General features: G+C 74.1%; 8 protein-coding genes, 1 pseudogene and 1 riboswitch. Of the genes and pseudogenes, 6 read left to right on the forward strand and 3 right to left on the reverse strand.

Annotated features, from left to right (window positions below; translation table 11 throughout):
• The first annotated feature begins 285 nt into the window (after positions 1-285).
• Positions 286-405, forward strand: a riboswitch (glycine riboswitch).
• Positions 406-566: 161 nt separating this feature from the next.
• The 3 genes from gcvP to NWP10_RS08495 all read left to right on the forward strand — a co-directional run bounded on the left by gcvP (position 567) and on the right by NWP10_RS08495 (position 5,712).
• On the forward strand, positions 567-3,548 hold the full coding sequence (gene gcvP / locus NWP10_RS08485) for an aminomethyl-transferring glycine dehydrogenase (RefSeq protein ID WP_375162477.1): 2,982 nt from the start codon (positions 567-569) through the stop codon (positions 3,546-3,548).
• Positions 3,549-3,560: 12 nt separating this feature from the next.
• On the forward strand, positions 3,561-4,727 hold the full coding sequence (gcvT, locus tag NWP10_RS08490; RefSeq protein ID WP_258300558.1) for a glycine cleavage system aminomethyltransferase GcvT: 1,167 nt from the start codon (positions 3,561-3,563) through the stop codon (positions 4,725-4,727).
• Between the two features lie 151 nt (positions 4,728-4,878).
• Positions 4,879-5,712 (forward strand): thermonuclease family protein, encoded by an 834-nt coding sequence (locus NWP10_RS08495; protein ID WP_158492949.1) that lies wholly within the window; start codon positions 4,879-4,881, stop codon positions 5,710-5,712.
• A gap of 68 nt (positions 5,713-5,780) precedes the next feature.
• Here the strand turns inward: NWP10_RS08495 and NWP10_RS08500 are convergent, their stop codons facing one another.
• Positions 5,781-6,464: a response regulator transcription factor gene (locus tag NWP10_RS08500; RefSeq protein ID WP_158493534.1), complete on the reverse strand. Its 684-nt coding sequence runs from the start codon at positions 6,462-6,464 to the stop codon at positions 5,781-5,783.
• A gap of 176 nt (positions 6,465-6,640) precedes the next feature.
• On the opposite strand from NWP10_RS08500, the gene NWP10_RS08505 reads away from it, so the two are divergent.
• The 3 genes from NWP10_RS08505 (at position 6,641) to NWP10_RS08515 (ending at position 8,753) form a co-directional block, all read left to right on the forward strand.
• Positions 6,641-6,847 carry a hypothetical protein gene (locus NWP10_RS08505; protein ID WP_158492951.1) on the forward strand — a complete coding sequence of 69 codons (207 nt, stop codon included), beginning with the start codon at positions 6,641-6,643 and terminating at the stop codon, positions 6,845-6,847.
• 21 nt (positions 6,848-6,868) lie between these two features.
• Positions 6,869-8,149 carry a sensor histidine kinase gene (locus NWP10_RS08510; RefSeq protein ID WP_258300560.1) on the forward strand — a complete coding sequence of 427 codons (1,281 nt, stop codon included), beginning with the start codon at positions 6,869-6,871 and terminating at the stop codon, positions 8,147-8,149.
• Between the two features lie 247 nt (positions 8,150-8,396).
• Positions 8,397-8,753, forward strand: a complete 357-nt coding sequence (locus NWP10_RS08515) for a hypothetical protein (RefSeq protein WP_258300561.1) — start codon at positions 8,397-8,399, stop codon at positions 8,751-8,753.
• On the opposite strand, the gene NWP10_RS08520 is transcribed toward NWP10_RS08515, so the two are convergent.
• Both NWP10_RS08520 and NWP10_RS08525 read right to left on the reverse strand, forming a co-directional pair.
• Positions 8,659-9,204 (reverse strand): hypothetical protein, encoded by a 546-nt coding sequence (locus NWP10_RS08520; protein WP_248194426.1) that lies wholly within the window; start codon positions 9,202-9,204, stop codon positions 8,659-8,661. The two genes, NWP10_RS08515 and NWP10_RS08520, sit on opposite strands and share 95 nt — an antisense overlap.
• Positions 9,205-9,335: 131 nt before the next feature.
• A pseudogene (locus tag NWP10_RS08525) lies at positions 9,336-10,020 on the reverse strand (hypothetical protein); the annotation flags it as partial.

Genomic DNA, 10,020 nt, shown 5'->3' on the forward strand with positions numbered 1-10,020 from the left:
GGACGGGACCACGATAGGCGGGCGCACCCTGGCGGCGTCGGCGGAGCGTCCCTCTCGCCGCTGCTGGGCGCACTACTGCCAAGTTCTTGTGGATCTACTCGGCAGTAGTGCGCCCAGGTCGAGGGCTCCTGTTGCATCGACGGCGGCGTCGACAAGAAGCTCCCGTCTCCCGCACGAAAGTGCCTCCGCAGGCTCCCGTCTCCCGCACGAAAACGGGGCGGCGGGGCGGGGCGCGATGGCCACTGTGACGCGGCCTACCCGTGTGGGATACTGACGGCACGCCGCATGCCCCGCGCGGGAGAGCGTCGGCGCGCGTCCAGCCTCCGGGCCGGCCGCGTGTGCAGGCCGCCGAAGGAGCAAGACCCTCCCCGGGAATCTCTCAGGCATCCGTACCGCGTGGGGTCAGGCGCTCTGGAAAGAGTCCCGCTCCTCGCGCACCCGCGCGCTGGACCGTGGCCACCGACGGTGCAAGCCGCCCCCGGGCGGCGGAAACTCTCAGGTCCATGACAGAGCGGGGAGGAGCAGACCCACGCCGTGACCGCGGCCGGATCCCCCGGAGGTACCCCGTGACCAGCCCCCAGACCACCGAGAGCACGACGACGCTGCCGCACGAGCTCGTCGAGCCCAGGGACACCGCGTCGGCGCCCTTCGTGGCCCGCCACATCGGCCCGCGCCCCGAGGACGTCCGGCACATGCTGGACACCCTCGGCTACGACTCGCTGCAGGCACTCGTGGACACCGCCGTCCCCGCCGGCATCCGCCAGCCGAAGCCGCTGGAGCTGCCCGCCCCGCTCACCGAGGCCGCCGTCCTGGAGCAGCTGCGCGAGATCGCCGGCCGCAACGTCATGAAGACCCAGATGATCGGCCAGGGCTTCTCGGACACCGTCACCCCCGGCGTCATCCTGCGCAAGGTCCTGGAGAACCCGGCCTGGTACACGGCCTACACCCCGTACCAGCCGGAGATCTCCCAGGGCCGCCTCGAGGCGCTGCTGAACTACCAGACCATGGTCCAGGACCTCACCGGCCTGGACATCGCCAACGCCTCCCTCCTGGACGAGGCCTCCGCCGCCGCCGAGGCCGTGCTGCTCATGCACCGCGCCAACCGGAAGAAGTCCGACGGCGTCACCCTCCTGGACGCGGACCTGTTCCCGCAGACCCTCTCCGTGGTGCGCATGCGCGCCGAGGCCGTGGGCCTGGACGTGCGCGTGGCGGACCTGTCCGCCGGCATCCCCGAGGACGTGCTGGCCGAGGTGGAGGAGAAGGGCCTGTGCGGCATCCTGCTGCAGCAGCCCGGCGACTCCGGCCGCATCCACGACCACGACGCCGCGATCGCCGCCGCCAAGGAGGCCGGGGCCCTCGTGACCGTGGCGGCGGACATCCTGTCCCTGGCCCTGATCACTCCGCCCGGGGAGCAGGGCGCGGACATCGCCGTCGGCTCGACCCAGCGCTTCGGCGTGCCGCTGTTCTTCGGCGGCCCGCACGCCGCCTACATGGCGGTCAAGGACGGCCTGCAGCGCAGCCTGCCCGGCCGCCTCGTGGGCGTCTCCCACGACGACGCCGGCAAGCCCGCCTACCGCCTCGCCCTGCAGACCCGCGAGCAGCACATCCGCCGCGAGAAGGCCACCTCCAACATCTGCACCGCCCAGGCGCTGCTGGCGATCGTGGCCTCCATGTACGCCGTCTACCACGGCCCGCAGGGCATCACCCGGATCGCCCGCCACGCCCACGCCCAGGCCGTCCGCCTGGCGGAGGCGCTGCGCGCCGGCGGCGTCGAGGTGGCCGCGGAGCACTTCTTCGACACCCTGACCGTGCGGGTGCCCGGCCGCGCCGAGGAGGTCCTGACGGCCGCCGAGGAGAACGGCGTGAACCTGCGCCTGGTGGACGCGGACACCCTGCGCATCGCCGCGGACGAGACCACCGTGGACGCCGACCTCACGGCCGTCCTGGAGGCCTTCGGCCTGGCGGCGGACTCGCTGCCGGCCGCCGCGCACGAGGGCGCCGTGGCCACCCCGGCCGTGCCCGAGGGCCGCCGCCGCTCCTCCGCGTTCATGACGCACCCGGTGTTCAACACGCACCACTCCGAGACGCGGATGCTGCGCTACCTGCGCCGCCTCTCCGGCTACGACCTGGCGCTGGACCGCACCATGATCCCGCTGGGCTCGTGCACCATGAAGCTCAACGCCACGGCGGAGATGGAGGCCATCTCCTGGCCCGAGTTCTGCTCGATCCACCCGTTCGCCCCGGACCACCAGACCGAGGGCTGGCGCTTCCTGATCTCGGACCTCGAGGCCAAGCTCGCCGAGATCACCGGCTACGCGGGCGTCTCCGTGGCGCCGAACGCCGGCTCGCAGGGCGAGTTCGCGGGCCTGTGGGCCATCCGCCAGTACCACCTGGCCCAGGGCGACGGCGAGCGGGACGTCTGCCTGATCCCCGCCTCCGCGCACGGCACCAACGCCGCCTCCGCGGTGCTGGCGGGGCTGAAGGTCGTCGTCGTCGCCACCGCCGAGGACGGCACGATCGACGCCGCCGACCTGGACGCGAAGATCGCGGCCCACGAGGGCCGCATCGCGGCCATCATGATCACCTACCCCTCCACGCACGGCGTGTACGACGCCGACGTCAAGGAGGTCTGCTCGAAGGTGCATGCCGCGGGCGGCCAGGTGTACATCGACGGCGCCAACCTCAACGCGCTCGTGGGCCTGGCCCAGCCGGGCGAGTTCGGCGGCGACGTCTCCCACCTGAACCTGCACAAGACCTTCTGCATCCCGCACGGCGGCGGCGGCCCGGGCGTGGGCCCGGTGGCCGTGGGCGAGCACCTGGTGCCGTACCTGCCCTCGCGCGAGAACCTGCTCACCGCCGCCCCGCACGGCTCGGCGGGCGTGCTGCCCATCTCCTGGGCGTACATCCACCTGATGGGCGCGGAGGGCCTGCGCTCGGCCACCGAGCACGCGCTGCTCGGCGCGAACTACATCTCGCGTCGCCTGGCGGACCTCTACCCCACGCTCTACACGGGCAACGAGGGCCTCGTGGCGCACGAGTGCATCCTGGACCTGCGCGAGCTGACCGCCCGCAGCGGCGTCACCGCGGAGGACGTCTGCAAGCGCCTCATCGACTACGGCTTCCACGCGCCGACCCTGGCGTTCCCCGTGGCCGGCACCCTCATGGTGGAGCCCACCGAGTCCGAGGACCTCGAGGAGATCGAGCGCTTCATCGAGGCGATGGAGTCCATCCACGCCGAGATCGTCGCGACCACCCCGGAGACGGTCGAGGACTCGGTCCTGCGCCGTGCGCCCCACACCCTGGACGTGCTCATGGCCGACTCCTGGGACCGCCCGTACTCCCGCGCCCAGGCCGGCACCCCGGTGCCGAGCCTGCGCATGGACAAGTACCTGCCGCCCGTGGGCCGCATCGACGGCGCGTACGGCGACCGCAACCTGGTGTGCTCCTGCCCGCCGCCGGAGGCCTTCGAGGACGCATCGGCGGAGGCCGCCGGCACCACCCCGGCCACGCCGGTCTCCGCCGCCGACACCGCGTCCACCAGCCACTGAGAGGATCACCCCATGAGCGATTCGACGCGCAACTCCCCGCTGCACCCGGTCCATGAGGCCGCGGGCGCCACGTTCACCGATTTCGGCGGCTGGAACATGCCCCTGAAGTACGGCTCCGAGCTGGCCGAGCACAAGGCCGTCCGCACCGCGGCGGGCCTGTTCGACCTCTCCCACATGGGCGAGGTCCGGGTCACCGGCCCGCAGGCCGGCGCCATGCTGGACTACGCCCTCTCCAGCGTGCTGTCCACCCTGAAGCCGGGCCGCGCCAAGTACGCCCTGTGCCTCACGGACGCCGGCACCATCCTGGACGACACGATCGTCTACCGCATGGACGACGGCGAGGACGGCTCCGAGCCCGACTTCATGGTGGTGCCCAACGCGGGCAACATCGCCGCCGTGCACACGGCCCTCAACCAGCGCGCCTCCGGCTGGGACGCGACCGTGGAGGACCAGTCCTCGACGACGTCTCTCGTGGCCGTGCAGGGCCCGAAGGCCGAGGCGATCCTCGCCCAGGCCATGCCCGAGGCGGCCGAGCAGCTGGCGGCGCTGAAGTACTACGGCCACCTGACCCTCACCGTGCCGACCGAGGCCGGGGACGTCACCGCCGTCGTCGCCCGCACCGGCTACACCGGCGAGGACGGCTTCGAGCTGTTCCTGCCCGCGTCCTCCACGCAGGAGGCCGGGGACCGCGGCTCGGCCGTGTGGAACGCCGTGCTGAAGGCGGCGGAGGCCGCGGACGTGGAGCTCACCCTCTGCGGCCTCGCCTCCCGCGACTCGCTGCGCCTCGAGGCCGGCATGCCGCTGTACGGCAACGAGCTGGACACCGCCCACCAGCCGCACGCCTCCGGCGTGGGCTTCGCGGTCCCGGCCTCGAAGGAGGCCGACTTCGTGGGCAAGGCGGCGCTGGTCGGCAAGGACGACACCGAGGAGGTCCTCGTGGGCCTGCGCGGCGAGGGCCGCCGCGCCGCCCGCCACGGCTACGCCGTGCTGGACGAGTCCGGCGAGCGCGTCGGCGAGGTGACCTCGGGCGCCCCCAGCCCCACGCTCGGCCACCCGGTCGCGCTGGCCCGGGTGCGCCGCGACGTCGCCGCCGAGGGCACCTCCCTGCAGGTGGACCTGCGCGGCCGCGGCGAGCCGTTCACCGTGGTGGCCACGCCGTTCTACCGCCGGGAGCGCTGAGCCCCGCCGTCCGCCGAGCGGACCGGCGCGCGGCGGTCCCGGAGCCCTTCGCTAGACTCGGGCTCCGGGACCGTCCCCGCGTCCCGCGGGGCGCTGCCTGTCCGCGCTGACCGGCCGCGCCCCTCCCGTCGCCCACCTGCAGGAAGTCCGCATGACTCACGTCGCCGCCCGTGCCAGGGTCCCCAAGAAGGGTCTGCTCGTGTTCCTCGTGGTGGCCGCGGTGCTGCTGCTGCTGGGCGCCCTCACCGTGGTCCGGGGGATCGCCGCCGACGCTGCCCGCGTCAACATCGTCTCCGTGGTGGACGGCAACACCGTGGTGGTCAACCAGGGCGGCACCCAGCGCACCCTCGTGCTGGCGGGCGTCACGAGCGCCGGCCGCAACCCGGAGGGCCTCAAGGTGGGCCCCGAGCTCTGCATGGGCGAGCAGTCCTACGCGTGGCTGCGCGACCGCCTGCCCCAGGGCGCCGTGGCGAGCGTTGACACGTCCCGGGAGGGCGCGCCCGAGGGCATGGAGTCCGCCCTCGTGCACATCGGCGGCAAGACCGTCAACGTGGACATGGCCGAGGCCGGCATGACCGCCCCCACGGGCATCGGGGTGGACGACGACATGGCCGAGGAGATCGCCGCCGCCAACCGCGTGGCCGTGGGCCGCGGCGTGGGCCTGTACGACGTCGAGGAGCCCTGCACCTACCAGAACCGCCTCTACGAGGCGCAGTTCGCCCTCGACCAGATCCCGAAGGACGCCGAGGACTCCATCCGCCGGATCGACGAGCGCTCCGTGGAGTACGCCGCCGGGCTGGACCAGGTGCGCCTCGTCCAGCAGGAGATCCAGGCGCTGGACCCGGAGAACGGCACGTTCGAGGACCTCGCCTACGGTCCGGCCCGGGAGTCCCTCCTCGCGGAGGCGGACCCGGTGGTCGAGGAGGGGCTGCAGGTCCTGCGGGACCTCAACGCCCGCCGCAACGAGATCGCGGCCCGCGGCTGAGCCGCGTCCCCGAACGACGGCGTCCCGCGCCCCCGGCGGGACGCGCACCGGGCGGCGCGGCCGGCAGGTCAGTCCAGGGACAGGGTCACGAGGCCCAGCTGGGCCGCGCGGATGATCACCTGGACGCGGTCGCGCACCTCGAGCTTGTCCATGATGCGGGTGAGGTTGGACTTGATGGTGGACTCGGAGACGTGCAGGTTCGCGGCGATCTCCGGGTTCGACTGGCCGCGCGCGAGCAGGCGCAGCACGTCCCGCTCACGGTCCGTGAGGTCGGAGCCGTCCGGGTCGCCGGGGCGGGCCTGGGCCGGCCCCACCACGGGGTGGTCGCGCTCGATCGAGGCGAGCAGCTTGGACGCCACGGCGGGGGAGAGCACGGACTCGCCGCGGTGCACCGCGTGGATGGCGCCCAGGATGGCCGGGGGCTCCGCGTCCTTGAGCAGGTAGCCGCCGGCGCCGGCGCGCAGCGCGGGCACGAGGTAGTCCTCGGACGTGAACGTGGTGATGGCCAGGATCCGGATCCCCGGGTGGGCCTCCTTGATGCGGCTGGTGGCCTCCACGCCGTCCATCAGGGGCATCTGCATGTCCATGAGCACCACGTCCGGCTCGACGGCGGCGCACGCCTCCACGGCCTCGGCCCCGTTGGCCACCACCCCCACGCAGGTCATGCCCGGCGCGGAGCTGACGAGCACGCGCAGGGCGCCGCTCATGAGGGGCTGGTCGTCGGCGATCAGGATGCGCAGGTCTTCGCTCACGCGGTCAGCGTAGCGGCTGCCCCGGCTCCGGCCGGCGTCGGCGGGGGTCGTCGGGGCCCGGCCGGCGTCCGCCCGGACCGGCCGACACGGCGCCGGAGGCCGCTGTGCCATCAGCTGTGCGCGCGATGCGCGCCGCACTGTAGTCAGTGTGACCTGCGTCATGCATACTGACCTCCATGAAGCTCCGCTCACTCGCCGCGTCCACGCTGCTCCTCGCCTCCGTCCTCGTCGGCGCCCCCGCCGCCACCGCCACCTCGACCCCCGCCGCGCCGGCCACCGGCCCGGCCGTCACCGCCCCGACCGGCGACCAGTCGGGCACGGACGGACTGAACAAGGGCGCCAAGGAGTGGGCCTGCCGGAACTTCGGCGTCTGGTGCGACTGATCCCGCGGCGGTCTCCGGCGGATGCCTGAGTCCACCGCGGTCCGGTCCCGGCTGCTGAGCGGCGCGCCCCGACGGGCGCGCCGCTCCTCGTCGTCCCCGGACGAGGAGTCCCTCGGCCCGGCGGGGCGGTGGCGCGCCTTCTGGGCGGCGGGGCCCCTGAGCCGCGTCTACCTCGTGGCCGGCTCGGTCCTCCTGCTGGTCTCTGCCGCCTCCGACCTCGGGCTGATCGGCGGGGGAGCCTTCGCGACCGCACCCCTCGACGTCGCCGTGATCGTCTCCACGACGGCGGCCTTCCTGGCGCAGTGGTGGCGCAGCACCGTGGGGTTCGCCCTCCTGGTGCCCGCGGGCGCGGCGACCATCGCGGGGGGTACGGAGGCCCTCGTCACCCTGGTCACGGCCGCGATGCTCGCCGCCGTGACGGTCACGGCCCGTTCCTGGGCATTCGTGGTCGCCGCCGCGACCCTGGCCCTCGCGTGGGGCGTGGTGCGGCCGGTGGCGAGCGGTCGGCCCAGCGAGGCCTGGTTCGTCCTGGCCCTGATGACCGCCGCCCTGGGCGTCGGCCTCTTCATCCGCGAGAGCGTGGCCCGCCGAGAGCGGGACCGGCGGCGCATCCTGGAGGCCGAGGAGCGGGCCCGCCTGGCCGCCGAGCGGGAAAGGCGCTCCCTCGCGCGCGACCTGCACGACGTCGTCGCGCACAACCTCACGATCATCTCCATGCAGGCCCGGACGGCCCAGTACCTCGGCACGCCGGAGGCGGCGCAGAGCGTGCTGGCGGTGGTGGGGGACTCCGCCAAGGACGCCCTCGTGGACCTGCGGCGCATGCTCGCGATCCTCCAGGAGGACGGCATCGTGGACCCGGCCGGCGAGCCCGGGGCCGCCGGCGGCGCGGACGGCGCCACCTCGGCGGACCTGGCCCTCACCGCGGGCCGCATGGCCGCCGAGCTGCGCAGCCTCGGCATGAGCGTGGAGCAGGACCTGCGGTTCGACCCGGAGGCCGTGCCCATGTCCGTGCGCTCCGCCCTGCACCGCGTGCTGCAGGAGGCCACCACGAACACCGCCAAGCACGCCGGCGCCGGCGCGGAGGTGCGGATTATGGTCGCCGAGCAGGGGCGCGACGTGGTGCTCGAGGTGGAGAACTCCGTGGCGGCGCCGCAGCGGTCGATGCGCTGGAACTCCTCGGGGGTGGGACTGCAGTCCATGCGGGACCGCGTGGCCACGTTCGGCGGGACGCTGGAGGCCGGACCGGGCGGGCGGGGCTGGCTCGTGCGGGCCGCGATCCCGCGGGCGCCCGAGGGCGCCTGAGTGTGAGGCCGGTCACATCAGGGACCGGAAGTCGGCACCTTCGGCCACTGTGCCGGCCCGCGCCCTCGCTCATAGAGTGGTGCATGCCCCATTGAGACGGTGCACAGTGCGAACCACGAGCTGGGATACATGCCTGAGGGGATGCGGGCCCCGGACGCGGTTCACGAGAAGGACGATGGTCTACGGACCGTCGTCCTTTCTCGTTGTCCGGCGGGACCGGCTCGACGCCCCGTCTGGGATCCTGCCCATGACCGACGTCGCCGCCCCGCCGAGCTCCGCGGTGGCCCCGTGGGCGCCGATCGTGGCCGCCGGCGTCGTCGCCGCGATGCACATCTGGAAGCTGCCCGGCGTGATGGGCCAGGTCCAGGCGGACCTGGGGATGTCCCTCGTGGACGTGGGCGTGCTCATGGGCATCATGCAGGTCGCCTCCCTGCTGCTGGGTCTCGCCGCGGGCGGCTGGGGGAGCTCGTGGGTGCTGACGGTCGGCGCGTCCCTGCTGGGACTGGCGCTCACGCCCCTCGCGCTGCGCGCTCCGAGGGCTCGGGGTCCGCGGGGGATGCGGTCTGCGCGGCGGAGCCGGCCTCGGCCTCCTGGCCGGGCGTGACCACCCGCACGAGCGGACGCGCCGCCATGCGGCCCAGCGCCATGAGCACGGCGGCGGGGAAGCCGATCACGGGGATGAGCATGGGCAGGATGCCCGCGGCGCCCTGCGTGAGCACCACCAGCCCGTAGAGCATGCCGATCAGCGCGTAGGCCAGCACGTGCACCCACTGGTTGAGCACGTGGCGGAACGCGAAGTTGACCAGCAGGCACAGCGGCAGGCCCACCACCAGCCCGGCGATCCCCACCACGGTGAGCAGCGGGGTCAGGCTCCCGAAGGCCTGCAGCCCCGGGAGCACGGCCAGCACCGCCACGAGGGCCGCCATCACCAGGTTCGGCAGCAGCCAGGCCACCAGGAAGCCGTTCAGCCCCATGCGCAGCTGCGGACGGGGGCCGGTGCGCGCCGCCCGGCGACGGGCACGGGCGGTGGACTTGACCGGGGCGGGGGTGGTCATGGCGGGGCACACTCCGGGGCGGGGTCGACGACGGCGGGCGAGTCCCCACTGTAGTGGCCGCACCTGGACGGCCCCGGCGAGCGGCGGCGCCCGTCCCGCCGGTCAGGCCCGGCGAGGGGCGCCGCGGGCGCTCAGTCCCGCCGCTCGCCGTCCACCTGGAAGGTCAGGTCCTCGACGCCCGGGAACGCCTCGAGCTCCTGGAACGCGTCCCACGCGTCCGGGTCCGCGTCCTCGTCGGCCGGCAACGTGATGACTAGCGCGCCGAGCTCGCCGTCGATCACCTGCAGCCGCAGCTCCACTTCGTGGCCGTCCTCGCCCACGGCGAAGCGCCCGCGCACGGGCCACACGTGGTCGTGGGGGACGGCGCGGTCCACGGGGCCGTCCGTCTCGACGACGAGCGGCGTCCAGTCCGGCACCTCGTCCTCGTCCCGGATCGCCTCGGCCATGGAGGCGACGGTGCGCACGTGCGGCAACTGGGCGCGCAGCGCGGCGGCGCCGGGCAGCTCCCGCCCCTCGGCGAGGGCCGGGTCCAGCAGGGTCTCCAGCAGCACGCGGACCTCGACCGGCAGCGGCGCGGTGGGCTCGCTCTGCTCCTCCTCGGAGAGGTCGTCCCACGCGGGCCATGCGGCCTCCTCGAGCGCATTCCGCCGCTCGCGGCGGACGGACTCGTTGCCGGCGAGCACCGCGAGGGCGGCGGCCCCGGCCAGCACGGCCCGCGGCGCGGAGGCGCCCGCGCGCTCCAGGAAGCGCACGAGCGCGCCGTCGATCCGGTCGTTCAGGGGGACGGTGGACAGGGCGAGCGCCGCCGTCACCGCC

The organism is Micrococcus sp. HG099, assembly GCF_024723355.1.
Taxonomy (GTDB): domain Bacteria; phylum Actinomycetota; class Actinomycetes; order Actinomycetales; family Micrococcaceae; genus Micrococcus; species Micrococcus endophyticus.